The organism is Oscillatoria nigro-viridis PCC 7112 (assembly GCF_000317475.1).
GTDB lineage: Bacteria > Cyanobacteriota > Cyanobacteriia > Cyanobacteriales > Microcoleaceae > Microcoleus > Microcoleus nigroviridis.
This window is the reverse complement of record NC_019729.1, coordinates 2,293,538-2,320,513: the sequence shown is the minus strand read 5'-3', so window position 1 is coordinate 2,320,513 and position 26,976 is coordinate 2,293,538. Positions and strand designations below refer to the sequence as shown.

Below are 26,976 nucleotides of genomic sequence, written 5' to 3'. Positions count from 1 at the left end.
AGCCTATTGGTTAGACATAATTTTTTTTAGCCATCAATGACGAGCGCAATTTTGCCGACCGCGCGGCCCGTTTCGCTGTAAGCGTGGGCTGCTGCTACTTCTTGCAAGCTGTAAGTGCGATCGACAATCGGCTCAACTTTATCGGATTCTATTAACTCCCGCAAAGCCCCTAAATCGCTGGTGTTGGCATTGGCGACAATTAATTTAGCTTTTTTCCCCGATATAAACCAGCTTGTTACCATCGGTGCGAGGTTGTCTAAACTCGGCAAAGTCGAGATATAAACTCCCTCTGGTTGCAGCACTTTTTCGCATTCAGCAAATGTTTTTCTCCCCACAGCATCTAAAATTATATCATATTTATCGGTTTGTTGAGTAAAGTCAACTTCCGCGTAATCCAGGACAAAATCCGCTCCCAAACTCTTGACAAATTCTCTATTTTTGGCGCTGCAAACTCCCGTTACTTCCGCGTTCATTGCTTTCGCAACTTGCACGGCAAAAGTGCCGACTCCGCCGGAAGCGCCGTTAATCAATACTTTGTTTCCTGCTTGAATTCCACCCAAATCTCGGAGTGCTTGCAAAGCAGTTAAACCGGCGATCGGTACTGCTGCTGCTTCTGCATGAGTGATGTTTTTCGGTTTAATTGCTGCATCCGATTCTGGCACGGCCGCGTATTCGGCGCAACCACCCCCACTGATGGGATTTAAGAAAGTATAAACTTCATCTCCGGGCTGAAATTTGGTGACTTCCCGCCCGACTTCCACGACAACTCCTGAGATGTCAGAACCGACTATTCGAGGAAAGTTATATCCTGTTAATAGTTGCAGGTGTCCTTGCCGGATTTTCCAGTCTACGGGATTGACGCTGCTAGCGCGAACTCGCACTAACAATTCGTTGGATTTGGCGATCGGCTTGGACAATTCTCGGTACTGCAATTCCTCGGCTGAACCGTAGCGATCGAACGCAACTGCTTTCATGGCAAATTTTCCGGTTTATTTCCAATAGAACACTCAATCCTTTACAATTACAGCACATTCGATCTAAATTTGACACAGCAAATTGAGCCAGCCTTGTAGCAGCGGGCGATCGACTCTTGGAGGCTTCCAGACAACGGGCAGGCGTAAGGCAATGGGTTCGCTGGCAAGCGTGCGATGGCTAGCGATTAAAATTAATAGGGACGGGGCGGGCGATCCCATAACCCTGAGCATAATCTACTCCAATCTCCCGCAATTTTTCTAAGATAGTCTCGTCTTCGACAAACTCAGCTATAGTTTCAAGATTCATCGCATGGGCAATACGATTAAAGCCTTCAACCAGCGCTTGAGAAATCAAATTATGACTAATATTCTTGACAAAAGCACCATCAATTTTTAGATAATCCACTGGTAAATTCATCAGATAAGCAAAGGAACTCAACCCACTGCCAAAATCATCTAAAGCAAAGCAACAGCCAATCTTTTTGAGTTCGCTCATGAAATATCTGGCTTGCTCAAAGTTGGCGATCGCTGCGGTTTCCGTGATTTCAAAACCAATGGTTTGTGGGGGGACTTGGTAGCGAGAAAATTGTTCGATTAAAAACCTCATAAACTGATTGTTACTAATGCTAGCCCCAGAGAGATTGATCGTATACAAGCCTTGACTGAGAACATCTTTCTCCGGCAATTTGTGATAATTAGAGAAAAAAGTTTCGATTACCCAACAATCGATCTCAGTTATCAAGCCGTAATGCTCGGCGGCGGGAATAAACTGATTTGGAGGTACTATGTTTCCATTGTCGTCCAGCATTCTGAGCAAAATCTCACAATGCTCTACTAATGGTTTAGAAGTAATAGAGACAATCTTTTGGTAGTAGAGACAAAAACGATTAGTTTCCAGCGATCGGCTGATTTGGGAAATCAACTGCCTCTGACCACGTTGTTTAATTAGTTCGCTATCATCTACACTATAAATATGAACACAGTTGCGGCCTCTGGCTTTGGCGGCATAACAAGCTGCATCAGCCGCTCCCAGAAGCTCCCTCAAATCTTGGCTGGTTTGGTCAATAGCAACAACTCCAATGCTGACTCCCATGATAAAGGTTTTGCCATTCCAAATAAACCGAAACTGATGCACTAAGTCTTTGAGGTTTTCCGCAATCAGGGTTGCTTGAGAGAGGGAACATTGAGTGAGCAAAATACCAAATTCATCACCTCCCAAGCGAGCCAGCATATCATTAGCACGGACTCCCTGTTGAATAAGTGCGGTGATTTGGCGCAGTAGCTCATCGCCAGCAATATGACCTACGGTATCGTTAACGACTTTGAACTGATCTAAATCTAAATAACAGAGAGCGTGCTGCTGATTGCTATCTTTAACAGAGGCGATCGCCTCAACTAGCTCCTGCTCAAATCTTCGACGGTTGATTAACCCCGTCAGGGCATCGTGATTCTCTTCCCAAGAAAGTTGACGGGTGAGATAGCGCGATTCAGTAACATCATGAAAGACCATGACTGCCCCGATAACTTGACCTTGGCGGTCTCGAATCGGTGCTGCCGAGTCAGCAATGGTATACTCCGTTCCATCATGGGAAATCAGAATAGTATTGTTAGCTAAGCCCACAATTCGCTCCTCTAATAGAGCCTTGCTTATAGGATTCTCTACTGGCTCTCGCGTTACTTGATCGACAATTAGGAAGACTGTAGAAAAAGGAACTCCTTGAACCTCATGAATTTTCCAGCCTGTCAGCCGCTCAGCTATAGGATTGAAATATGTCACATTACCTTGGGCATCAGTAGTAATGACCGCATCGCCAATGGATTGCAGTGTCACTTGAGCTAGTTCTTTTTCGGCAAAGAGAGACTCTTCGAGACGTTGCCGTTCTTCGATTTCTTTCAAGAGGATTGAATTCTGCTTTTGGAGTTTTTGTTGCAGCCTTCCGATGGTTAGGTGGGTTTCGACACGAGCTAATACTTCTTCGATTTGAAATGGCTTAGAAATATAATCTACCCCTCCCGCAGCCAAACCTTGCACCTTATTAAAAGTTTCATTTAGCGCACTCAAAAAAATTATTGGAATGCCTGCGGTGTGCTCGTCAGATTTTAAGTCTCGGCAAACTTCATAGCCATCCCGATCGGGCAACTTAATATCTAGTAAGATTAACTCGGTGGATGGAGATTGAGCTGCTCTGATCGCCATTGCCCCTGTTACAGCACTGCGAACTTTATAACCCTCTGCCCTCAAAGTATCCCTGAGAAGACGCAGGTTATCAGGCAGATCGTCAACAATTAAAATATTGCCTCGGTAGCTTGTAGCTCCATCGCTAACCCGATCGCTAGTTCTATCGACAATCATACTCATTTCCCTAGTTTCCTGCTAGAGGAATATATACATATGCACAAATACACAAATAGTATAGTTTAATTATTCGGTTAAAAAGATCGGTTTACCCACAAACAAGTCCTGCGCTCCCGGAGATATTGGGCTGGCAACGGGGTACAGCCTTACAAAATCTGAATTGTTCGGGTAGGAGCAGTCTCCCCGTGGTTGCCCTTCTTCGCTTCGCCTAACATCAGAAGAAGAGTATTTCAACCCAAGCAGCGGATTTTATGAACAAGCGCATTTCTCAAATGGCAAGCCTACTGGTCATTGCGATCGGATGTCTCGTGCTGCTGGGTTGGCAATTTGACATCTTCCTACTCAAAAGCGGTTTTCCCGGTATGACTTCGACCATGAAAGCAAACACGGCACTTTGCTTTGTGCTGGCTGGAGTGTCTTTGAGATTGTTGCAGTACCAAAGAACCCGACTGCACTATCGAGTCGCTCAAGGGACGGCCGGATTGGTAATTGTGATTGGGCTGCTGACGCTGAGCGAGTATCTCTTTGGCTGGCATCTGGGCATTGATGAGTGGCTTTTCCGGGATGTCGCGTCTTCAGAGACTCCCGATCCGGGGCGAATGGCAGTGAATACCGCCTTAAATTTTGTGCTGATGGGAGTAGCACTATTACTGCTAGGGAAAAATTCCCAACGGGACACTTGGTTGGCTCAGATTTGCAGTAGTTTTGCAGCTTTAATCTCTCTGCTAGCTTTATTTGGATACATCTTTGAAATCAAAATTTTCGCCCAAGTAATCGTAGTTGCAACAGCTCAAGTACCATCCACGATCCTCAGCTTTTTGATCCTCTATGGGGGAATTTTATGCCTCCGACCCAAGGAAGGGTTAATGCAAGAAGTCACCAGCCCGCTAGTCGGGGGAGTGATGTTGCGGTGGTTGCTGCCTTGGGCAGTAATCTTTCCAGTGGCAATGAACTGGTTCTCTCTTCATGGGGAAAAAGTAGGCTGGTATAACGCTGAATTTGGCGAGGCATTGCTGTCAACCATCATGGTTCTCACGTTCTCAATTCTCATTTGGGCGACGGCTCGAGTTCTCAACCAGATAGATTTCAATCGCCAACAAACCCAAGTAGAGCTTCAAAAACTTAATGGAACTTTAGAAAATCTTGTGACTGAACGGACTGAAGCTATAGAACAATCACAGGCTCGTTTTGCTGGAATTCTCGAAATAGCCAACGATGCAATTATTTCTGTCGATCGCGCTCAACAGATTACCCTGTTTAATCAAGGGGCGGAAAAGATTTTCGGCTATAAAACTGAGGAAGTTTTAGGGCAGCCCCTGAGCTTACTGCTGCCAGAGGAGTTGAGGAATGCTCGCCAGCAGCATATCCAACAATTTGCTCAATCTTCTGGTAAAGCGCGAAGGATGGGAGAAGGAGGTGAGATTTGGGGTCGCCGTCAAGATGGCACTCAGTTTCCTGCTGAAGCCTCAATTTCTAGGCTGGACATGGGAGACGAAACGATATTTACGGTTATTCTGCGGGATATCAGCGATCGCAAACAGGCTGAGGAAGAATTACTTCAAACAACAACGCTGCAAAAAGCTATGTTAGATAGTGCCAACTACACCATCATTTCCACCGCCGTAGATGGTACGATTCTTACCTTTAACAAAGCCGCCGAGAGATTGCTGGGATATAGTGCCGAAGAAGTTGTGGGGAAAGCAACACTTGCGATCGTTCACGACAAGGAGGAAGTCGTGCGCCGCGCCCAAGATTTATCTGTCGAAATGGGAATCTCTATCGAACCAGGATTTGAGACTTTTGTTGCCAAGGCACGTCTTGGAGAGCCAGACGAATACGAATGGTCCTACATCCGCAAAGATGGTAGTCGCTTTCCGTTACTCCTCTCGATGACAGCTTTACATGACCCAGAAGGCAATATCACAGGGTTTCTCGGCATTGGAAACGATATTACCCTCCGCAAACAAGCAGAAGCATCACTGGCACGCTTAGCAGCGATTGTGGAATACTCTGGTGAAGCAATTATTAGCAAGTCCTTAGACAGCATCATTTTAAGCTGGAACCATGCAGCAGAAAAAATCTTTGGCTACGAGGCTGAAGAAATCATAGGACAATCGATCGGCATTCTAATTCCACCCAATCTGATCGACGAAGAACAGCAAATCATAGAAACGATTCGACAAGGAGAAACGATTGAAAACTATGAAACCGTGCGTGTACGCAAAGATGGACAACTTATCCACATCTGTTCCACCGTATCACCGCTGAAGGACACAACAGGCAGAATTGTTGGGGTTTCTGTGATTAAACGCGACATCACCGATCGCAAGCGTGCTGAAAACGATCGCAAACAAATTGAGACAGCTTTACGAAACAGTGAAGAGCAATTTCGCCATGCGTTTGAAGATGCCTCGATCGGGATGGCGATTGTTTCTCTTGATGGGCATTGGATTAATGTCAATTCTGCGTTATGTCAGATTATTGGCTACTCCCCAGAAGAGTTGTCAGCGTTAACTTTTCAAGACATTACCTATCCTGAAGATTTAGAGGTAGATCTCGGTTATGCCCGGCAGCTATTAGCAGGAGCGATTTCAACTTACCAACTGGAAAAACGGTATTTTCACAAGCAAGGACATATTGTCTGGATTTTGCTGAATGGCTCCCTCATCCAAGATGAGCAGGGAAATCCACTGCATTTTATTGCTCAAATCCAAGACATTACGGCTCGAAAAGCAGCTCAAAAGACACTCGAACTGCAAAGCATTATTATGAATAATATGGCAGGTGGCGTATGTTTAGTCAAAGCCTCAGACTTGACGATGGTCTACACTAATCCTAAATTTGATGCGATGTTTGGCTATACAGAGGGCGAACTCGCAGGTCAACACGTTAGTGTAATAAATTATGTCGATACACAGGTTACACCCGACGAAACCGTTGAAGATGTTGTGACTCAACTCGATCGGGACGGGGAAGCGAAATATGAAGTCTACAACAAAAAAAAAGATGGCACACTCTTTTGGTGCAGAGTTCATACATCTAGGTTTGAGCATCCTGAATACGGAACTGTATATGTTGCCGTTCAGGAGGATATATCGAAGCTCAAAGTTGCTGAACAAGCCTTGCAAGCCACCACAAACCGCCTCAACTTTCTCCTGAACTACTGTCCCGTCGTCATTTTTAGCAGTAAAGCTGATGGCGACTACGGCGCAACCTTCGTCAGCGAAAACATCAAAGACGTAATGGGCTACGAAACCAAAGCATTTTTAGAAGAGTCTGGATTTTGGATGAATCATCTGCATCCCGATGAAGTAGAGCGAGTGCTTAATGGACTAACTAACCTGTTCACCAATGATTTTTATTTTCAGGAATTCCGTCTTCTGCACGCAGATGGGAATTATCGCTGGGTACTCGAACAACTAAAGCTAATTCGCGATCGTGCAGGTAGACCAGTGGAAATTTTGGGATATTTAATTGATATTAGCGATCGCAAACAAGCTGAGGTGGAACTTCGGCAGGCAAAAGAAGCAGCAGAAGCAGCAAACCAAGCCAAGAGTGTCTTCCTCACCAATATGAGCCACGAACTCCGCACCCCCCTCAACTCAATTTTGGGATTCACGCAATTGATGAGCTATGAGAGCAATCTGACTCCTTCTCTCCAAGAAAATTTACAGATTGTCAATCGTAGCGGTAGACATTTATTGGACTTGATTAACGATATTTTAGATTTATCCAAAATAGAGAGCGGACGGATGACGCTCAATCCTTCTGACTTTGCTTTGACAAGTTTGCTGACTTCTATTGAAGAAATGCTGCAAATTAAAGTCCAATCAAAAGAATTGCAACTAATTTTCGAGCTAGATCCCGACATTCCTCAATTTGTGCATAGCGACGAGAAAAAACTCTATCAAGTCTTGGTAAATCTGCTCGGTAATGCGATTAAGTTTACCAATCAAGGACGCATCACCCTACGGGTAAGAGCAGCACAAAGAGACAAAACATCCTGTTACCTATGTTTTGAAGTAGAGGATACAGGCGTGGGAATTGCGCCCACAGAAATTGACAGCTTATTTAAGGTATTCGTGCAAGCCCAAGCTGGGAATAATTTGAGTCAAGGCACTGGGCTTGGTTTAGCGATCAGTCAAAAAATCGTCCAACTAATGGGCGGTAAAATTCGCGTTAAAAGCACTTTAAACCGAGGTAGCACTTTTTCCTTTGAGCTTCGCGTACAGTTACCTCAAGCAGAATCCTTACCCCCAGAATCAATTAATCAAAGAGTAATTAGTTTAGCTACCGGACAACCAACCTACCGCATTCTTGTCGTTGAAGATTTAGAAGAAAATCGCCGCTTGTTAGTCGAGATCCTAACCTCAATTGGGTTTGAGGTGAGAGAAGCAACACAGGGAGTTGAGGCAATCTCACTGTGGGAGAGTTGGTTGCCGCACCTGATTTTCATGGATCTGCGAATGCCAATCATGGACGGCTACACTGCTACTAAATATATTAAAGAACACCCTCAGAATCAAGAAACTATCATTATTGCTTTAACTGCCAGTGTTTTTGAACAAGAGCGACAGAAAGTTCTGAGGGCTGGCTTTAACGACTTTATAAGCAAGCCATTTCAGCAGAGAGAAATTTTTGACAAAATCGCTAAATATTTGGGAGTGCAATATATCTACGAAGCCCTCGGCTCAACTCCAAAGAAACTATTAGCTGAAAGTCTGTCTGTAGAAGATCTATGCGTGATGTCCCCTGAGTGGTTAGAACAAATGTATCAAGCGGCTTACTATCTCGATACCGAAGTTATGAACGAATTAATCGTACAAATTCCCGAATCCAAAGCAAGTTTGTCCAAAGCACTAACCGATTATATCAATAATTTTAATGCCGATCGAATTATGGAGTTGATTCGACCTCTGCTGCCGGATACACTTTAGCTATCGAGTTTAAGGATAAAGAAGCTGTAGTGTTGTAACCAGTGGCTAGATTTCCAATAGACACCAACATGGGAAAGGATTTGAAATTTTTTGGATAAGTCTATAGCAATCCTAAATGATTCAGATAAATTTGTAGGGGTAGTGCTAAGAGTGCCTACCCCCTATCTATATTTTCAAACTCGCAGGGTCGGTACAATTATTAATATAGCAAGTCGCGCTGCTTTTCGCGGCGATGACCCGACTTATCTGCACTACGCCGCTTCTAAAGATGCTATTGTTGCTTTAACTCGCAGCATTGCTAGAGGGTTTGCTGCTGATAATATTTTGGCTTTTACAGTTGCCCCGGGATTTGTCAGTACAGAAATGTCTAATCAGTTTATTCAGGAGTTCGGTGAAGCTGATATTATTCGCGATATCCCGGGCAAAATCGCTCTTCCTCAAGATGTTGCCAATGTTATCGCGTTTTTAGCAGCCGGTTTGGCTACGCACGCTACCGGGACTGCGATCGATATTAACGGAGCCTCTTATGTGCATGGAGACAATTACTGTAAAATACCTCTCAAGGCTCACGCTGACATCTTTTCAAACCAACTAATTTATCACTTTAGCAAGACGCTAAAAACATCATAAATCATTTAGGGTTAGATCGAAGATAGTCTGAGGAAATTTGATTATGACAACAAATAACGGCACCAACACCAAACGAGTTGCCATACTCATTGAAAATGGAGTTGAAGATTCGGAATTTCTAGTTCCTTACAACGCCTTAAAACAAGCAAATTTTGATGTAGTTGTCCTCGGTTCGCGGACAAACGAAAAGTATGCAGGTAAACAAGGAAAAGTTGCCCAGCAGGCTGACGGAACTACGACTGAAGCAGTTCCCGCAGAATTCGATGCAGTAGTCATTCCCGGCGGTATGGCTCCAGATAAGATGCGGACTAACCCCAATACAGTGCAATTTGTACGAGAAGCATTTGAGCAAGGAAAACTCGTAGCTGCTGTTTGCCACGGCCCGCAAGTTTTGATTGAAGCCGACTTGTTAAAAGGCAAAAATGCCACAGGTTTCTTGGCAATCAAAAAAGACATGATCAATGCCGGAGCTAATTATATCAACGAACCTTTAGTCGTTGACGGCAACTTAATTACTTCCAGACAACCGGGAGATTTAGCAATATTTACCACCGCAATTATGGCTCGCCTCGGTTACGGCGGAAAAGAAGTCGCTTTGCCAGAAGAAACTGACACAAATGCAGAATGGTGGAAATTAGCTAATGCTTGGGGAGGTTCTACACAAGGCGACATTGTTAAAGGTTTGAATACCGCCCTCGCCGGGGAACGCTATGCTTGCGAAGCGTTTCAAAATTATGCGGAAAAAACCCAAGACAGCGATTTGCGATCGCTCTTGAGAGAGATGATTCAAAACAAACAGCACCACATCCTCGCTCTCGAAAAACGCCTCAACGATTTGGGTGAAAAACCCTCAATTCCCGCCCAAATTGCTGACAAATACGCTAAATTAAAAGCTTCGATGCAAGGAACAGATGAAACGTTCTTGCTGCGGAGCACTTTGGGTGATTTGCAAACCGGTGTTGTCGATATCAACAACCTGCGAGTGAAATTCACAGATCCTGTATCAACTGCGATTTTGACCGAGATAGAATCGGATTTGTCTAAGTGCGAACAAGTCGTTGCTAAACTCTTCCGCGCCCGTGCAGTTTCCCAGGAAATTAAGTCACCTAAACCTTCAACTAGCCCCGCTGTAAAAATGTAATCAGCAAGGGGATAAATAAGTTTGTAGTTTTTTTTAGAGGTGAAAACCCCACCAATACCGCAACTACAAACTTGCTCTGCAATCCTACAATATACGCCTTTGCGGTAAAATAAAACCCAACACTAAAAAGCAGATATTCAAGTAACTGCAAGGTGTTGGGTTTTATTTTTGTTTCATCGGGACACGGCGGGTTTGCAGCAAGCTTGGGGTATCCAGGGGCGGTAGAAGCCCCCGGATTCATCGGTGCAGAAATAAAAAATCTCAAATCGATTAACCAGCCCTCGGCTACATCCGTCAAGTCGCTTTCTTCAAATCTCAAATCTTCAAATCTTCAATTCTAAAATCCAAAATCTAAAATCTCAAATCGATTGGCTTATTCCCTCTTCCTTTAGACAGGAGACACCTGGGCTATAAATGCGCTACTGTGTTGCCAATATTTTGATGAGGAAAAAAAGGCTGTGGTTCCCTTACGCGATGAAAATCCCATTAGTATCACTCCCTACGTCACCTACGGGCTGATTGCCGCCAACATATTAGTATTTTTGTACGAACTCAGTTTGGGCGATCGACAATTAACCGAATTTTTCTACTCTTGGGCAGTAGTTCCTTGCCAGTTAAGCAATATGTGTCGGGTGGCGCTGCCAGTTTCGCCATTTCCCGAATGGACGACACTGATTAGCTCCCAATTCCTGCACGCAGGCTTTCTCCACATTGCCGGAAATATGTTATTTTTGTGGATTTTTGGCAACAACGTAGAAGACCGTTTAGGACACGTCAAATTTATAATATTTTACCTTACTTGCGGCGTTTTAGCATCACTAACTCAGTGGTTTTTTTCCTCAGCATCTGCCATTCCGTCCCTAGGTGCTAGCGGCGCGATCGCAGGCGTGATGGGAGCTTACATTCTCAGATATCCCCAAGCCAAAGTTGTGACACTGCTGCCCTTGGGAATCTTTTTTACCACCGTCAGAGTCCCCGCTTTCTTCTTTCTAGGATTTTGGTTTGCACAGCAAGCATTGAACGGGCTGGCTTCCTTGAATGCCCCGGCAAGTGTCGGCATGGAATCGGGGGGAGTTGCCTACTGGGCCCACGCCGGCGGCTTTGTTTTCGGCGCTATTCTCGGCCCTTTGTTGGGATTGTTTTCAGAAGATAATCGGCTTTAATTTTTTACCGCAGATCAACGCAAATTAACGCAGATAAACTGCCAACAAAATCGGCGTTTATCTGCGGTTTCAAACCTCGGATTTTTCTAAAGGCTTGATGCTATGCTAGGCTCATTCTTGGGATTTTTCCTGAAGATAATTAGGATCGCGAATTAAATAACTTACAATTTTAATTGTTATGGTGGGATGGGCGTCCCGCCCGTCCAAAAAGGGCGGGCGGGACGCCCACCCCACAAACTTGTGTAAGTTATTTAATTCTCATTACTTAGATTGACGTTTTCACCGCAGATGAACACAAATTAACGCAGATAAACAGCCAACAAAATCGGCGTTTATCTGCGTTTATCTGCGGTTTCAAACCTCTTATCTTTTTAGATAAAAGTAAAGTCAAATTCCGAAAGAGAAGAAACCCCTGTTACACCATTTAACTTCGCCAAAATGCGAGAATCGCTGCCGGTGAGGTTATTGCCATTGCCGTCATAAATGATGTAAGTATTGCCACCGGAATCGTAGGCAAACAAGAAAGCACTTCCTCCCAGAATATTTGCAGAAACAGTTGTCTGCACATTCAGCAGAACTTGACTGCCATTGCTGAGATTGGCAAATCCGGGGGCAAAATTAAACTGATCGGCGATCGGCACACCGAGACCGCTAAAATCAGTAATCACATCGTATCCGCCCGCCGCGATCGCAGCATCGATCGCCGCCGAAGAAGCCGCATCAAAAGCCGGCCCACCTTGTGCAGGGCTGGTATAGCGGAATTGATTGCTGCCGCCGCCCCCCGTAAGGGTATCTGCACCGAGGCCCCCTACTAGCACGTCGTTATCCACACCGCCGTTAATCGTATCGTTGCCGCCTTGACCGTCAATAGTATCGCTGCCCGCCAAACCGTTCAAATTGTCCGGCAAAGAACCCCCAACCAAATTGTTAGGCCCGCTATCAGCCGGCAAGATTTGAACGGTGACAGTACCTACGCCCGGAATTGTCCCAAATCCGTCGCTGACGCTGTAGGTGAAAGCAGTTGTACCCGCTACGTTGCCGGGGATGAATTGCACTTGAGAGACAAGATTTACAGCTATTCCGAGTTGCGGTGTGCTGACATTGATAATGCTGAGTGTCCCTTTTTGCGGGCTGGAATCGTTCGCCAGCACGTCGATGAAAGTGGGCAGCAAATTATTCGTACTCGTAAATACGATGCCGTCATCGACAGCAATTGGCGACAGAATAGTTGGAACCGTTACCGAGGTATCGAAAGAATTGATGTTAATCGCCACTGACGCTGCTGCCGTGCCGCCTTGGTCGTCAGCTACGCTGTAGCTGAAAGAACCGGCTTGCCCGATCGCGTTTGTTCCAGGTTGGAATTTCAGCCCCAGTAAATCCTGAACGGTTAACTTTTGGTTCACGGTGACCGGGTTGGTACCCGTAATTACCTGACCAAAAGTAGGATTGGGAAGTCCGACTACCGCGATCGACAGCGGATCGCCCTCCGGGTCGCTGGGCGCCGAAATGCTCAGAGACAGAGGCAAATTCTGCAAACCAGTCACCGTCTTGCCAGCTTCCACGATCGGTGGCTGGTTAGGAGTCGGAGAGGTAAAACTCGGCGGAGTCGGCCCCCCGCCCAAAGGCGGAGGAGTTGGGGTTGTCGCAGTTGGAGTCGGGACGATCGAAGGGATCGGACTCGGAGTTGTCGCGCCCCCAGTCGGATTCGGACTCGTACCCGGAACCTGTGTCGGCAATGTCCCTGTTGTTGGTGTTGGACTCGCAGTTGTCCCCGTTGTCGGACTCGTTGTTGTCCCCGTTGTCGGACTCGTTGTTGTCCCCGCTGGTGTGGGAGTTGTGGTCGCTGGTGTGGGAGTTGTGGTCGCTGGTGTGGGAGTTGTGGTCGCTGGTGTGGGAGTGGTTGTCCCCGTTGTGGGACTCGTGGTTGTCCCCGTTGTGGGACTCGTGGTTGTTCCCGTTGTCGGACTTGTGGTTGTTCCCGTTGTCGGACTCGTGGTTGTTCCTGTTGTGGGACTTGTGGTTGTCCCGGTTGTGGGACTCGTTGTTGTCCCGGTTGTGGGACTCGTTGTTGTCCCGGTTGTAGGACTCGTTGTTGTCCCCTCAATAGTGAAGGGATTGTCGTCTACGCGCGGTATTTGAGCTGTAGTGAATCTAGATTCATCTAGCGAGTTCGATCGAACATCAATCAACACCGCCAAAAATTCCCCAGTTCGCCTGTCCCTAATAATCGTGTTGCTAGAATTCGAGCCTTGGCCCTGGAAAATTTCTAACTCTGTAAAGTTCAAACCTCCAGCCAGACCGATCGAATCTCCCGCCTTAAAATCTGTAATTACATCAGCATCGCCGATGTCGCGGCCGCCAGTAGTGAGAAACCCGTTGCCAGCAGGCGACGTGCCCACCCTACCCAGAACAAAGATATCCGATCCGTCGCCTCCTGTCAGAGTATCAGACCCGCGATCGCCCGAAAGAATATCATCCCCAGCATCTCCCGACAAAGAATCATTGCCGTCGCCCCCGAAGATCAGGTCATCACCCTCGCCGCCATCACCAGTATCGTTACCAACACCGCCGGTGATGACATCCCCGCCCTCCTGGCCCAACAAAATATCATTGCCCGCAGCGCCGATCAGGCAGTCATTACCCGTGTCGCCAAAAACAGTGTCATTGCCCTTGTCGCCAAAAATCAGGTCGTCCTCGCCACCACCGCGCAGACAGTCATTGCCTTTACCGCCGTACAGCGAGTCGTTGCCTTCAGAACCCAAGACAAGATCGTTGCCCTGGTCGCCAAAAGCTAGGTCATCGCCCCGATCGCCAGAAACCAAATCATCGCCTTTGCCGCCCCGCGCCGTGTCACTGCCGCGCCCGCCCTCAACGATATCTTTACCAGCGCCACCGTTGAGAGAGTCATTACCGTCATCGCCCCTGAGTACATCGTCTCCGTCCCTACCCAGAAGCGTGTCGTCGCCGCCACGCCCGGAAATTGTGTCATTGAATAAGCTGCCGATTAAATAGTTACTGGCGTCATTTGCGACAACTAAGCCATCGACAAAAAGTGGCTGTGGGGGAGGCGTGGGAACTGTCAGAGTTGGCCGAGGCACCGGGGTGATCGAAATGTCCGGGCCCGTCCCCGTCATCGTTGTCGAAGTCCCCGTCATCGTTGTCGAAGTCCCCGTCATCGTCGTCGAAGTCCCCGTCATCGTCGTCGAAGTCCCCGTCATCGTTGTCGAAGTCCCCGTCATCGTTGTCGAAGTCCCCGTCATCGTTGTCGAAGTCCCCGTCATCGTTGTCGAAGTCCCCGTCATCGTTGTCGAAGTCCCCGTCATCGTTGTCGAAGTCCCCGCCGACGGCGTAGGCGACGGCGCCGTGCCGCCATCCAAACTATCCCCGTTCTCATCGGGTACCCGCCCTTCGAGAAAAATTAGTGGTACTGCACTTGGCATTGTTCCGACTCCTTGCGACGCTACTCAAAAACTACTAAATAAACTTAAAGTCAGATGCAGTAATGACGGTGCTCAGAGCTCCCGGCACTGTAGGAATAGAATTCAACACTGCCAAATCGAAAGCTGGGAGACTGTCATCTGCCACATTCGGGTCGAAGCCGAGAACGTACTTGTTAAAAGTATTGTTCAGGTACACGAAGAAAGCTCCCGCTTTGCTCGAACCCTTTTGATTCTTCAACACTGCATTTACTGCTTGAGCGTTGTCAAATTTAGATTCAAACAAAATGACTGATTGCTTGCTGATGTCGTCGCCGCTAGACCCGATATTCCTAACGATAAAACTGGTGAAATCGAGAGTAGTTCCTGAGTTGGTTAAACCTGCGAAATTTGACGACCTGAACAAAAATCTGTCGGTCTCGCTGCCGTTAGTGTTAAAGTCAGCAATCACGTCCACGCCTTCGCTGGGAGTTTCGTAGTAGAAGAAATCATTGCCAGCATCGCCCGTGAGCAAGTCAGAACCGTTGCCACCGCCCAAAATGTCATTGCCCGCACCGCCGGAAAGCGAGTCGTTGTCATCGCCGCCCAATACCAAGTCGTTGCCGAAGCCACCGCTGAGACAGTCGCTGCCGGCACCGCCGTCGAGAGTGTCGTCGCCCGCTTGGCCTAACAGGGAGTCGCTGCCGGCCTCGCCCAACATGTAGTCACTGCCCGAACCTCCGAGTCCCGTGTCGTTGCCTTCTCCACCCAAAATCGTGTCATCGTTGTCGCCGCCGGATATGGAATCGTTATTGATACCGCCGTCGAGCAAGTTTCTGCCCAGTCCACCGTCGAGGATGTCGTCGCCTGCACCGCCGTCGAGGGAGTCGTCGCCAATGCCACCAAGTAAGGTGTCAATCCCGGCGCCACCAAGTATCGAGTCGTCGCCGGATTCTCCCAATATCGAGTCATTGCCTGTCCCGCCGTCAATGGTGTCGTTGTTGTCACCGCCCAAGAGGATGTCATTGTCATTGCCGCCGAACATCAGGTCGTTGCCCAGTCCGCCGATCAGCGAGTCTATGCCGTCTTGGCCGTCAACGGTGTCGTTGCCCAGTCCGCCGTCGAGGGTGTCGTTGCCGATCGCACCCACCACCGAGTCGTTGCCTGCGTCACCAAATTCGAGGTCGTTGCCGCCACTGCCATCGATAATGTCGTTGCCGTCGCCCCCAGAGAGGGTATCGTCGCCGGCCCCGCCGAGGATGAAGTCGCTGAGGTTGCTGCCTGTAAAGCTGCTGGCCGGGAGTGCGCTGCGATCGACAATATTATCTACAACCGTGATGCTGAAGGATATCGGTTCGAGAGTTGCAGATCCGTCGGAGGCTGTAAACGTGAAACTGTCGCTGCCACCTGTCGCCAGCAAGTTGTATTTGACGATGTTGTTGTTGATATCGTCTTGCGTGAATTTGCCGCCGACGTTGAGAAAGGTGGTGCCCCTTTGGACAAAACCTCTGGTAGCATCGGGGGCTTTAGTAATCGTGTAAACGATTTCCGACGGCGTGTTGTCGGGATCTGTCACTAACAAATCCGCAGCGGTGATTGTCTGGGTAGGATTACTTTTGGCAACCACCACACCGTCGTTAATTACTAGCTGCGGCGGGCTGCTGACGCGGATGGTTGCTACCGCCTGACTTGTGCCACCGTTACCGTCTGAGATCGAGTAGCTGAAGCTGTCAGTACCCGAGAAGCCCTGATTCGGGGTGTATTTGAATACGCCGCCGCCCACGGGAACCAGGGTCCCTTTGCTTGCTGGACTAAAAGTCGTGACAGTCAAAGCGCTTTGCTCCGCGTCAGTGTCGTTCAACAGAACGTTGAGAGTGAGTTGTTGACCCGCAACCGTGGTGAAGTTGTCGTTAACTGCTTTTGGAGGTTGGTTGAGGATGGGCGTCGGACTTGCTGTCGGCGTCGGACTTGCTGTCGGCGTTGGGAACGTCGGCGTCGGATTTGCTGTCGGCGTCGGGAACGTCGGCACCGGCTCTGTCGGCGTTGGTGTCGGACTGGCTGTCGGCGTCGGTGTCGGACTGGCTGTCGGCGTCGGCGTCGGTGTCGGACTGGCTGTCGGCGTCGGTGTCGGAGTGGCTGTCGGCGTCGGCGTCGGTGTCGGACTGTCTGTCGGCGTCGGTAGGGGAAGCGGAGTGGCGCTGCCGGGAACTGTGGGGGCAATTACAAAAGAGCTTCGCCCTAGGGTTCGGCTGTCCACTCCGGGCAATACTGCTAAAAAGTCCCCGCTGACGCCGTTGCGAATAATCGTGCTGCCGGCTTTGGTGTCGGTGCTTTGGAAGATTACCAAATCTTCAAACTTGAGGTCGCCGCTCAACCCGATTAAATCTTCGCCTTGGCGAAAGTCTGTGAAAATGTCGGCATCGGCGATGTCGGGGCCGCCGGTGGTGACAAATGCCGGGTTAGTGCCGTTGCTGCTGCCGCTGGGGGAACTGAAGGCACCGATGACGAAGACATCTCTGCCTTCGCCTCCTGCCATTATGTCTTTGCCTGCTTCGCCCCAAAGAACGTCGTTGCCAGCACCGCCGTCCACGATGTCATCGCCGTCGCCGCCGAATACGATGTCGTCGCCGTCGCCGGAAAAAAATGTATCCCCGCCGGCGTTTCCGTAGAGCCAGTCGCCTCCTTCGTTGCCAAATACCAAGTCTTCGCCATCGCCGCCGAAGAGCGAGTCGTTACCTTCGTCGCCCCAGAGGATGTCGTCGCCTCGATCGCCCAAAAAGCTATCGTCGCCAGAACCGCCACGCAAGCTGTCGCTGCCTTTGCCGCCGTAAGCCGTGTCTCTGCCTTCGCCTCCGATTACCGTGTCGTTGCCGTCATTGCCATACAGCAGGTCAGGGTTATTTGCCCCCTCGATGGAGTCGTTATCTTTGCCTCCGTACAGGGTATCGAGTCCTGAACCGCCGTCAAGAACGTCGTTGCCCTCATTGCCGAACAGCACGTCGTCATCGTCGTTGCCAAATAGTAAGTCGTCGCCTCCGACTCCTTGCAACGTGTCGTTGCCTTGCAGCCCGGAAATCACGTCGGGGCCGGGACTGCCAGCTAAGGAGTCGTTGCTTTCTGTGCCGCGGACTACGCCGCCGATGACTGCGGGCGAGGTACCTTGGCCTCCGCCCCCTGTGTCGTCTATGTCGCCAATTGTGTCGTCCCCGGAGGGAGGTGTTGGAGGTGTTGGAGTCGGAGTCGGAGTTGGTGTTGGCGTCTCTGGTTCTGGCGTCTCTGGTTCTGGCGTCTCTGGTTCTGGCGTCTCTGGTTCTGGTTCTGGTGTTGGTGTTGGAGGTGGTATAATTACTAATGGCACTGCACTTGGCATTATTTTGGCTCCTTTAAACGACGATCCCGATTTACTTTAAGAACTGATTAGTATCAGTTTGTTGCCACCAATGTGGCTTAAAATTGATTAATAACCCCATCATTTCTAACATACTAAATCAAAACTGCCACGGCTATAGATATTTTTTAAGCCGGGCATCTTTTGATCTCAAAATATTAATGATTGCACGTTTTGAGGCCTATGTTGGGTATACTTTAATATCGCGCCATTTCGAGAGAACCTAGAAGTCGCGCTTGGAGTGAGCCCGGTGTATTTATCCAGAATCAGAAAAAATAAAAATCTTCGCCGTCATAATTTTTTCTTTCCGAATCTCGAATGCTGAATACAGATGTGCCTCTTGCCTGCAGAAGTGAATGCCTTATGCTGACTGCTGACAAGAGACAGAGCTGTTAATTAGGGGCAGAAGCGGCCCGGTTTGTTCTTGTCCACTGACGGATAGTTCGCTGTGGCAAAGGTAAAGCAGGGAACAGCGACTTAACAAATCTAGCAGAATTCGCCGCAGTCGCTGTTGGTCGGCGGCCGTTTCCTCTTCGGTTTCCCAGGGACGCCCCTGTTGCGATCGCAAAAATAAGGGAGCGCCAAACAATGTCGCCGCACCGCCGCTCAGCCACAGGGGCGAGCCGGCATCCAGCCAAAAGTGCCATTTGTGGGCGCGGCGGCTGCTGCGGTACTGGAAGATGTTGGCGAGGGTGACGGCTCTGGCTGCTGGGCCTTCTGGACGCACTGGAAAGGGGTTGGCGGTGACGGTTCCTTGGCGCAACAACTGGATGAACCGGGCGATCGTTTCTGAGTCGCCGCCGTTTGTTGGTTCTACGCGCTGCATTCGCCCGTTGATTTCCCAGTAGTGGGTGGCGGTTTCCATTAACTCGCGCAAGGCTGCTAGCCGATCGTAGGGCAGGTATCTGTCGTTCATGAGAAATTTCTGGATCGCTCGATCGAGCAGGGCAATTGGGCTCGGCAACAGCCGCTCCTGCTGTTGCGACCGCTGTTGTTCGATCCACTCCACAATGTGCTCGTAGGCCCTAGCTGCTCGGTGTCCCACTCTGTCCCACCGGGGAAAAGCTGTAATTGGCAGCAATTTAGGTCGATCGATATCTGGACAAAAACAGTGATCGGCGATTAAACCTGCTCTCACTTGGTCGATCGATTTTTGATTGTGAATTTGAGATTTTAGATTGAACGTCGAGTTGGAATCTTCTGTTTCCAATGAACGGTGTTTTTGGCTGCCCAACACTACCAGCATTTCGGCTGCGCCGTCTCGATCGACTAAACGGCCGAGTCCCGGATAAACTAAGGCTAACAAAGTCAGCAAAGCTCGAATCTCTGGGGTAGTCGATAGGGGACGCTGATCGTTGAGAGATACGGCGGCGATACCATCTCGCGCGAGAATTTCCGTTAAACTGTAACGGGCGATCGCATCCATCCCCGGGGCAATTACGGCGATTTCCTGCGCTTGGGCGGCTTGTGACTTCACCGCATCCACGATGATTTCGGCAGTTTCTCGCAGCAGTTGAGCGCGGGAAGTGGTTTGGAGCGATCGAACCGATCCGGGCAAACTCAAGCCTAAAGGATAAAAACCCTCAGAATTAACTGCTAAACTTACCGCTAAATCTCCAATCTCTGCGGCTAAACCGGCTTGGGCGTCCAAATTTTCCACGCTTTGACAGCGGCCCTCGAGTCGGGCCAGGTATTCCGTGTCAGCCCCCAAGCCCAAACGCACCCCTCCATCCGGATTGTAGGAGAATGCGCCCGCTGCACCGAAGTCGAGCATTCGATCGAACAAATGGCAACTTATCGCCGGATAATCGTCAACATCGTCTGCGATGACAGCTTGGTATCTAGAGGACAAATGCTGCTGGTAAGTGGCATCCGGCAACAAATAGCGCCAGTAGAGTTCGCAAACAATCCCGTAAGTCAGAAACCCCCGCGTCAAGCACCATTCGCGCCACCTTTCCAGCAACTCTCCCGTGCTAGTCCACAGGTTGTTCGAGCCGCCGTCACCAGCAAATCCCTGTTCCAGAATGCTGGGAATCTCTTCTCTGGGCGTACCGCTGACAGCAGCAAGTTGTAATAAGTCTAGTGTTCGACGCACCATTCGGTTTGGACTTACCCCTGTTTGTTGCAAAATGCCTTCGTCTAATTCGCGACGCCAGAGTCTCGCGGCAAGTTCCAGTTCTGTTTCAGGTTGCAGCCGCAGGGGAAATTGAGCCCGTGTTTCCAGCGACTGAACTAGCAGCGGCCAAAATAGCAATACCTCCTGCTCAAAAAAACCGAAGGGCGTTGTGGAGTGAAAGGTATATTTTCCTTCGGTAGCGACGGCGATGCGATCGGCTAATTCCAGCCGGTTGTCTCCGTTAGCTGCTAAGACTAAAATTGCTGGGGCAGTTTGTCCAGCCCGCCGCCGCCCGGAATTCGATCGCCCTGAAACTGTTGTGGGCTGGGGCTTGACAGTTTTGCTCCAAATGCAGAACTGCTCTACTAAACGAGCGGTTTTGCCGCTGCGGGCCGATCCGACAATCCAAATTGAATCCTCCGTGGCAGTTCCCAATTTATGTAAATCTGTTACCATACCATGAATACTTTCATCAATAATGTCTACAGCAAACTAACAAGCTTTAGCTATGAATACTTCTCCGTGGCACAGGATTGTAAAATATCTCTACAGCGCTAACCAATGGTATCGAGAAACGCCTGAGAGAGCGCTAGAACAGGCTTACGATGCTGCGTTAGCAATTAAGGCGATCGAAGACGAGCATTTTGGCGGTCAAGGAATCTCTGAGCGATCGGGAGATTACGGACATAGCACCCTGTCTTACTTTCAATCCGAACTGAAAAAATACCTCAAGGTCATCCAAACCAGAATGGTTGAGTTTAATGCTAGCCGTTCTTTTTTGGAATTGCCGGAGCGCGTGGGGGCAAAACCGAAGGCGGGACAGAGCGCGGATCGTCACCAGCACGGATTAGGTCTTGACAATAAAGATCGAGCATCCCTTGTATTTGAGAAGCTAGAGTTTATTGATGGAGTCATCGACAAGTATATTAATAATAGTAAGTCAACTGCAATTGTCCCGGTTGTCGGTTCAGTAAATCTGGCGTCAAAATCTACAACAAATAGCAGCTCTCCACCTGACCAAAAAAATAAAGGCTCAGCTAATTATGTTCAAATTCACGATGGTGAGGTTGACACTAACTATGAAGAAGTGAATTTATTGCCGCGATCGCTTTTGGGAACTTTGAATCGAATTACTAAAGATTTAGATCCGGGAGCTGAAAAAGAAGTAGTCAAAAACTTTCGCAATTCCAAAGTAAAAACAATTATTTCTCTCAGATTTATTTTGCTTTTGATTTTAGTTCCCCTGTTGACGAATCAAATCTCCAAAAACTTTCTAGTGGGACCGATAGTTGACAATTTTCGAGGGCAAGAAAATGCTCCCGTCTTCATAAATATTGACATGGAAGAAGAAGCCCTGGAACAACTGGATAGATTTGAGCAGCACCTCAAATTTGAAAGGTTAATAGGCACTGCTCCCTCGCTTTCTTTAGAGGAAACGGAAAAGAAGATTGCCGAGAGAGCAGTTGAGCTAGCGGAGGAATACCGCGCTGAAAGTGGTGGAGCCATTAAAAATATTTTTGCCGATTTGATGTCCTGCATAGCCTTTGTCGCGATAATCGTCACTAACAAGAAAGAGATTGAGATTTTAAAGTCTTTCATGGACGATGTGATTTACGGCCTCAGCGACAGTGCGAAAGCTTTCGTAATTATTTTGTTTACGGATGTGTTTGTCGGATTCCACTCGCCTCACGGTTGGGAAATAATTCTAGAAGGTTTATCGAGGCATTTAGGACTGCCAGAAAATAGGCAGTTTATATTTCTGTTCATTGCGACGTTTCCAGTTATCTTGGATACGGTATTTAAGTATTGGATATTTCGTTATTTAAACCGGAGTTCGCCTTCGGCTGTTGCTACGTACAAGAATATGAACGAATAATCAGAGGCGAAGGAAGAAGGAAGAAGGAAGAAGGAAGAAGGAAGAAGGAAGAAGGAAGAAGGAAAAAGGAAGAAGGAAAAAGGAAGAAGGAAAAAGGAAGAAGGAAGAAGGAAGAAGGAAGAAGGAAGAAGGAAGAAGAAAAAAAAAGATGTAATAATAGCAATTGTTTCAGGCATTAAGAACGTCCTCTGTAGGGCGTCCACTGCACACAGAGTGGCTCACCCATAGCGAACAAAAGCATTTATTGTTTGGGTCAGGAGTGGTTTAATTAAGTTGATATACTTAAGCTGTTGGGTCTCTAAATTTTATTTTGGGGCGGGTTCTCGCGCGCACCCCACAATAATTTTATCAAACTTGCCAGTCATCAAGGCTCGGCTCAGGAAGCGTAAAATTTAGATGCGGCAGATCGACAAAAAATGCGATCGCCCGCAGAATTTCTCGAAAGAAATCAAAAGGGCGATCACATTCCCAAAACCCATTACCCATTACCAATTACCTAATTCCAACGCTTCTTGCGCTGTCGCTGGCTTGCCACCGCCTCCACCAGTCCCAGGCCGAGAAAATTACTCAGCAGCGACGCATTCCCGTAACTCAGGAAAGGTAGCGGAATGCCCGTAACCGGCGCCAAGCCAATGTTCATCCCAATATTTACGAACACCTGAAAAATCAACATTGACAGTACGCCGATCGCCAGCAAAGAACCAAAATTATCGTGAGCACTTTGAGCGAGCATCACCAACCGGAAACAAATTAACCAGAACACAAACAGCACGCAAATGCAGCCAATAAACCCCAATTCTTCGCCAATAGCTGAAAAGATAAAGTCCGTATGCTGTTCGGGAATAAAGTTAAGCTGAGTTTGCGTTCCCTGAAACAAACCCCGGCCCTTCAGTTCCCCAGCGCCAATAGCAATCCGAGATTGAATCAAGTGATACCCGCTGCCTAAAGGATCTTTCTCGGGGTTTAAAAACCCTGTCAGGCGCATTTTTTGATAATCCTTGAGCACATTCCAAAAAATATGTCCGACGTGTCCCGAAACAACGTTCACCAGCACAGCACCGAAAGTCCCCAACCAGGGCCAAGGCAGGGTTCGCCAAGCGATAATACCCGCAATAACTACCCAGGCTACCCAAATCGGTATAGACAGGTTATTGAGGAGAACAGAGATGAGAGGAGAGAATAGCAATATTAGCCAGCCGGGATTGACATTACCCCAGTAAAACATCCCCATTGTGATCGCGCCGAACACCAACGAAGTACCTAAATTTGGTTCGGCAAATATCAATCCCCAGGGTACAGCCATAATCGCCAGCATCCTCAACATATCCCGGACAGTGGGGACAGTCTTGTCGTGCAGGAGAGCTGCTAAAGTGACAATCATGCCTACTTTGGCAAATTCTGACGGTTGCAGGTAAAAGCCGCCGATGTTGATCCACCGCTGGGCCCCGAGTCCTGTAGTACCGATAAACCGCACTGCGATCAGCGACAAATTGATTAATATGTAAATCGGCCATTTCCACTCAATCAGTATTTGGTAACGGCAGCGGGAAATGATGATGGCGAGGAACAAACCGACTGCCCCTGTTACCCAGTGCCGCCACCAGTCGATCAGCCCCTGGTTGATTTCGACGCTGCGGATCATGATTCCCCCGAAGATGGTGAGGGCGATGCAAGCGGCGAACAGCCAAGGGTCTGCTTCTTCCCAGGGTTTGAAGATGAATTTCCAGCGGTTTCTGACTTGTATTCTCTGCAACATGAGGATTTTAGATTTTAGATTTTAGATTTTAGATTATCGAGCCGATTTTCGGAAGTTGTGGATATAGTTCGGATTCAGAGTCTGCACCTTACTTGAGAAGCGTCGGTGTGAGTACCTCAAATTATTCGGGGAGTTGTAGGGATGTTCCGGGAACGGAAGAAGGAACGCCTGCGCCGGGTATCTGGCTATTCTATTTTGTTCTGGGCGCTTACTTAATTTAGTTCGCGCACGTGGTCAGAAACCGGGTTTTGTCGAGAAGACACGTTACAACTCGCAGAAACCGCTAAAAACCCGGTTTCTTGGGTTTTGATTGGTAAGCCCTACAATCGTCAGGCCGGTTCGTAAAGATACTCGAAGCCGTTCCCATCTGGATCTCTGCCGTAAAAAGATGCAGTACCGTCGCGGTGTTCGTGAATGCGGGTGACGGAAACACCATCGGCTTTGAGTTGTTGGTAGGCGGATTCCATTTCTGTACGATCGTCAAATACAAACCCAAAATGCGGCCCTGCTTGGTCGTAACTCGGACTCAACAGCGCCAATCCGTCCTCTCCTGCTTTCAAATAAGCCCAGTCTGCATCTTTCCAGACTAACTCCATGCCCAAGTTGCGGTAGAATTCAGCAGACTTCTCTATGTCTTGCACGCAGACGGCTACGTGTCCCAATCGTTTTAGTTTCATATCTACAAAGTTTATGGTTGTTCTTTCGTTTATTGTATCTATTTTCTGATTTGTTGCTCGATTAATTAGGTATTTTTTCTGTTTTTTTTGTGGCTGCTAACTGTACTTTTTCTACTTGTTTGCTAGCGTCCATTTCGCTGAACAGTTGAATGGCGCGGTCAAAATTTTCTTGGGTTTTCTCGATGTTACCGAGTTTTTGTTCTGTTAGTCCTAGTTGATAGCAAGCTTCGGCTCGGTCTAATTTAGCGCTGGCTCGATCGAGTATTTCTATTGCTTCTGCATGGTGCTGCAGGGCTCGATCGAATTCTCCCCGTTCGCGGTACAGTTCGGCGATACCGCTGAGAGCTTTGGCTTTGATGGTGGTGTACTGATTTTGGTCGGCTTGGGCGATCGCTTGGCGGTACAAGCTCAAAGCTTTCTCCGTCTCTCCCAGGTTTTGATAGGTGGCGGCGAGAAAAACTAACTTGTATCCCGTACCCACCAACTGACTGTCTTCCCGATCGGCATAAAGTTTTTCGGCGAGTTTCACCGCCTCTTTTTTGGTTCCGACACAGGAGTTGAGGAAAGCTAACCCGACATGGATCGAATAGCTATTGCTCCCGCTTTCGTCCCGCGAATTTTTCAGCTTGACAAATATCTCCATAGCTGATTCCAATTCCCGCATTTCTATTTGACAAAAACCTATATTAATTGCAGCGTTAACTTTCCAAAATTCCAGATTAGCTTGTTGGCCGTTTTCAGGTTCGCTGCTTTTCGCTATAATTTGCAAAGATTTAGTTGCTTTTATTTCTGACATTTGATGGCATTCTATGGCTTGATTGATTTCGCCTAAGATCCGATAACAAATGCCTAAAAGACTGTATAAACCGCTCAAATAATAATCAGAAGTCACATTGTTGAGGATGCGAGTAGTTGCTGAAATTATTGGCTGCAAGAAACCTAATTTGTAGAGCGCTCTACCGAGCTTGTAATCTTTGGCAAACTGGATATTGATTTTTTTGAGGATGACGCTCGCGGCCTGGTCGAAACAGCTAATTGCCACATAATGATAGTAAGCTTCAAAAGCTTTCAGGGCATCTTCTACAGTCTCAATATTTTCAACACTCTCTGTCCAGAACTCGGCTGCTTTGCGATTTGCAGTTTCCCAGTCTCCGGGCGAGAGCCGATCGACCGCTTCTTCCCGAATTGCTGGATGCAGCCAGTATTCGCCCTTCTGAGACTCGACTAGCGATCGGTGCAACAGCGATTTAATGATTTGTCGGCGTCCGGCTTCGGGCACGTCCCACAGCAAGCACAAAACTCCGTCAGTAGGGACTGTCGGCACGTCTTGATAGCGGTAACAGCCCAAGCGACAGAGGAGTTGATAGGCTTCGGAATCGAGTTCGAGGAGGCGGTTGAATTGACTGGTAACTAAATTTTTTAAGTCAGTTTCAACGAGCGGATGATCGCTGTTTTCCAGCCAGTAAGCCGCCATATCTCCGTCAAAATCTTCTCGGATCGTGCCGCAAATAATACCCATTGCTTTGGCATTGCCGCCGTAAACTTTGTGCATTTCCTTGAGGGCGACATCATCTATATTGATGTTGCGGCAGCTAAAAAACTGCCGCCAAACTTCTACCTCTAATCCCGGAAGCAGGTAGTGTTCGACGGTTACATCTGAATCGCACAGTCGATCGCGACTCGTAATCAGCGTTACCGACTGCACCGCTGCGTCAGCCAAAACTCGCAACAGTTCCACGTAAAGCCGGTGCGGTTCAATAAACTTACCTTGTCCGTCGAGTGCAGCTTCCAAATTGTCAATTAATACGCCGACTTTGTGAGTCTGAAGCTGCCGCTTCAACCGCCCCAAGGTGACGCCAAAGTCTGGCCCTGGTTCTTCCTGAAAGTCTTGCTTCAGCCATTCTTCGATCGCGCTTTCCAAAGCTGTAATGTTCTCTGTCTCTTTTGCCATCAACAGTTCAATGGTTCGATCGAACCCTTGAGATTTGAGATACTCTCTGGCCAAAGTTGTTTTGCCCATACCGCCGGCACTTTGGATGACAATCACTTTTGCACCTTGGGCGACAAGAGTATTGAGATCTTCGATCGCCCCGCACCGGCCCAAAAAATTCGGGTTTTCGATTTCCAACTCCGCATCAAGTCCGAGAGATACTTGGGCTGGAACAGTTTGTCCCGACTGGGGTTCTAGTTTCGAGTAGCTGCGCCAATACCGTTCTACTACCGCTTGAAGGTTGTCTCTTTTGACTTTTTCGCCATCTCCAAACAAAGCTGAAAGCCGCTTCCACAAATTAGAGGCAGCATCCTTAACAGTCCCTACTCCATACCCTTCACTATCTGCAACCTGTTGGTACGTCCTGCCTTGCACCCCGATCCATGCTTCGCGAAAGATAGCGCTGTCAAGGTTGTCGAGAGTTTTCAGGTTTCGAGCCACAAGTAACGAGTTGGTAAAATCCAGTGCGCGATCGGCTTCCATTTAGTCACCAGGTTTAGCGTTACCCATATGACACAACTTTAACAGACTTTTTCCGACTCGCTTACACGCTCAA

General features: G+C 48.3%; 16 protein-coding genes. 6 read left to right on the top strand and 10 right to left on the bottom strand.

Annotation, left to right across the window (positions count from 1 at the left end; all coding sequences use genetic code 11):
* Positions 1-26: 26 nt before the first annotated feature.
* Positions 27-974 (bottom strand): NAD(P)-dependent alcohol dehydrogenase, encoded by a 948-nt coding sequence (locus OSC7112_RS09865; protein WP_015175767.1) that lies wholly within the window; start codon positions 972-974, stop codon positions 27-29.
* Between the two features lie 178 nt (positions 975-1,152).
* Positions 1,153-3,333, bottom strand: coding sequence for an EAL domain-containing protein (locus OSC7112_RS09860; protein WP_015175765.1), 2,181 nt, complete (start codon positions 3,331-3,333; stop codon positions 1,153-1,155).
* Positions 3,334-3,581: 248 nt separating this feature from the next.
* Here OSC7112_RS09860 and OSC7112_RS09855 point away from each other — a divergent pair, with 248 nt between their 5' ends.
* From OSC7112_RS09855 to OSC7112_RS09845, 3 genes are all read left to right on the top strand, one after another.
* Complete coding sequence (locus tag OSC7112_RS09855; protein WP_015175764.1) at positions 3,582-8,267, top strand: PAS domain S-box protein; 4,686 nt, start codon at positions 3,582-3,584, stop codon at positions 8,265-8,267.
* 150 nt (positions 8,268-8,417) lie between these two features.
* A complete protein-coding gene (locus tag OSC7112_RS09850) occupies positions 8,418-8,897 on the top strand; it encodes an SDR family NAD(P)-dependent oxidoreductase (protein WP_263053598.1) in 480 nt (159 codons plus the stop codon).
* Positions 8,898-8,940: 43 nt separating this feature from the next.
* A complete protein-coding gene (locus OSC7112_RS09845; protein ID WP_015175763.1) occupies positions 8,941-10,038 on the top strand; it encodes a DJ-1/PfpI/YhbO family deglycase/protease in 1,098 nt (365 codons plus the stop codon).
* On the opposite strand, the gene OSC7112_RS09840 is transcribed toward OSC7112_RS09845, so the two are convergent.
* Entirely contained in the window at positions 10,016-10,357 is a 342-nt protein-coding gene (locus tag OSC7112_RS09840; RefSeq protein ID WP_041622459.1) for a hypothetical protein, read from the bottom strand. The two genes, OSC7112_RS09845 and OSC7112_RS09840, sit on opposite strands and share 23 nt — an antisense overlap.
* 139 nt (positions 10,358-10,496) lie before the next feature.
* On the opposite strand from OSC7112_RS09840, the gene OSC7112_RS09835 reads away from it, so the two are divergent.
* Positions 10,497-11,201 (top strand): rhomboid family intramembrane serine protease, encoded by a 705-nt coding sequence (locus tag OSC7112_RS09835; RefSeq protein WP_015175762.1) that lies wholly within the window; start codon positions 10,497-10,499, stop codon positions 11,199-11,201.
* Between the two features lie 371 nt (positions 11,202-11,572).
* On the opposite strand, the gene OSC7112_RS41710 is transcribed toward OSC7112_RS09835, so the two are convergent.
* From OSC7112_RS41710 to OSC7112_RS09820, 3 genes are all read right to left on the bottom strand, one after another.
* Positions 11,573-14,641 (bottom strand): calcium-binding protein, encoded by a 3,069-nt coding sequence (locus OSC7112_RS41710; protein WP_015175761.1) that lies wholly within the window; start codon positions 14,639-14,641, stop codon positions 11,573-11,575.
* A gap of 34 nt (positions 14,642-14,675) precedes the next feature.
* Positions 14,676-17,987 carry an Ig-like domain-containing protein gene (locus OSC7112_RS09825; RefSeq protein WP_015175760.1) on the bottom strand — a complete coding sequence of 1,104 codons (3,312 nt, stop codon included), beginning with the start codon at positions 17,985-17,987 and terminating at the stop codon, positions 14,676-14,678.
* Between the two features lie 379 nt (positions 17,988-18,366).
* Positions 18,367-20,577 (bottom strand): hypothetical protein, encoded by a 2,211-nt coding sequence (locus tag OSC7112_RS09820; protein WP_015175759.1) that lies wholly within the window; start codon positions 20,575-20,577, stop codon positions 18,367-18,369.
* Positions 20,578-20,629: 52 nt separating this feature from the next.
* Here OSC7112_RS09820 and OSC7112_RS09815 point away from each other — a divergent pair, with 52 nt between their 5' ends.
* On the top strand, positions 20,630-21,997 hold the full coding sequence (locus tag OSC7112_RS09815) for a proton extrusion protein PcxA (RefSeq protein ID WP_015175758.1): 1,368 nt from the start codon (positions 20,630-20,632) through the stop codon (positions 21,995-21,997).
* Entirely contained in the window at positions 21,928-22,176 is a 249-nt protein-coding gene (locus OSC7112_RS35520) for a hypothetical protein (RefSeq protein ID WP_190274359.1), read from the top strand. The genes OSC7112_RS09815 and OSC7112_RS35520 overlap by 70 nt, the downstream gene beginning before the upstream one ends.
* Positions 22,177-22,345: 169 nt before the next feature.
* On the opposite strand, the gene OSC7112_RS39555 is transcribed toward OSC7112_RS35520, so the two are convergent.
* The 4 genes from OSC7112_RS39555 to OSC7112_RS09800 all read right to left on the bottom strand — a co-directional run bounded on the left by OSC7112_RS39555 (position 22,346) and on the right by OSC7112_RS09800 (position 26,903).
* Positions 22,346-22,483 carry a hypothetical protein gene (locus OSC7112_RS39555; protein ID WP_190274358.1) on the bottom strand — a complete coding sequence of 46 codons (138 nt, stop codon included), beginning with the start codon at positions 22,481-22,483 and terminating at the stop codon, positions 22,346-22,348.
* A 10-nt stretch (positions 22,484-22,493) separates the two neighbouring features.
* A complete protein-coding gene (rodA, locus tag OSC7112_RS09810) occupies positions 22,494-23,753 on the bottom strand; it encodes a rod shape-determining protein RodA (protein WP_015175757.1) in 1,260 nt (419 codons plus the stop codon).
* 329 nt (positions 23,754-24,082) lie between these two features.
* On the bottom strand, positions 24,083-24,430 hold the full coding sequence (locus OSC7112_RS09805) for a VOC family protein (RefSeq protein ID WP_015175756.1): 348 nt from the start codon (positions 24,428-24,430) through the stop codon (positions 24,083-24,085).
* A 61-nt stretch (positions 24,431-24,491) separates the two neighbouring features.
* Positions 24,492-26,903 (bottom strand): tetratricopeptide repeat protein, encoded by a 2,412-nt coding sequence (locus tag OSC7112_RS09800; RefSeq protein ID WP_015175755.1) that lies wholly within the window; start codon positions 26,901-26,903, stop codon positions 24,492-24,494.
* Between the last annotated feature and the right edge of the window lie 73 nt (positions 26,904-26,976).

Excerpts from the sequence above, each read along its gene's own strand:
- OSC7112_RS09865 (WP_015175767.1), bottom strand. The coding sequence starts at position 974 with ATGAAAGCAGTTGCGTTCGATCGCTACGGTTCAGCCGAGGAATTGCAG.
- OSC7112_RS09860 (WP_015175765.1), bottom strand. The coding sequence starts at position 3,333 with ATGAGTATGATTGTCGATAGAACTAGCGATCGGGTTAGCGATGGAGCT.
- OSC7112_RS09855 (WP_015175764.1), top strand. The coding sequence starts at position 3,582 with ATGAACAAGCGCATTTCTCAAATGGCAAGCCTACTGGTCATTGCGATC.
- OSC7112_RS09845 (WP_015175763.1), top strand. The coding sequence starts at position 8,941 with ATGACAACAAATAACGGCACCAACACCAAACGAGTTGCCATACTCATT.
- OSC7112_RS41710 (WP_015175761.1), bottom strand. The coding sequence starts at position 14,641 with ATGCCAAGTGCAGTACCACTAATTTTTCTCGAAGGGCGGGTACCCGAT.
- OSC7112_RS09825 (WP_015175760.1), bottom strand. The coding sequence starts at position 17,987 with ATGCCAAGTGCAGTGCCATTAGTAATTATACCACCTCCAACACCAACA.
- OSC7112_RS09820 (WP_015175759.1), bottom strand. The coding sequence starts at position 20,577 with ATGGTAACAGATTTACATAAATTGGGAACTGCCACGGAGGATTCAATT.
- OSC7112_RS09815 (WP_015175758.1), top strand. The coding sequence starts at position 20,630 with ATGAATACTTCTCCGTGGCACAGGATTGTAAAATATCTCTACAGCGCT.
- OSC7112_RS39555 (WP_190274358.1), bottom strand. The coding sequence starts at position 22,483 with ATGGGTAATGGGTTTTGGGAATGTGATCGCCCTTTTGATTTCTTTCGA.
- rodA (WP_015175757.1), bottom strand. The coding sequence starts at position 23,753 with ATGTTGCAGAGAATACAAGTCAGAAACCGCTGGAAATTCATCTTCAAA.
- OSC7112_RS09805 (WP_015175756.1), bottom strand. The coding sequence starts at position 24,430 with ATGAAACTAAAACGATTGGGACACGTAGCCGTCTGCGTGCAAGACATA.
- OSC7112_RS09800 (WP_015175755.1), bottom strand. The coding sequence starts at position 26,903 with ATGGAAGCCGATCGCGCACTGGATTTTACCAACTCGTTACTTGTGGCT.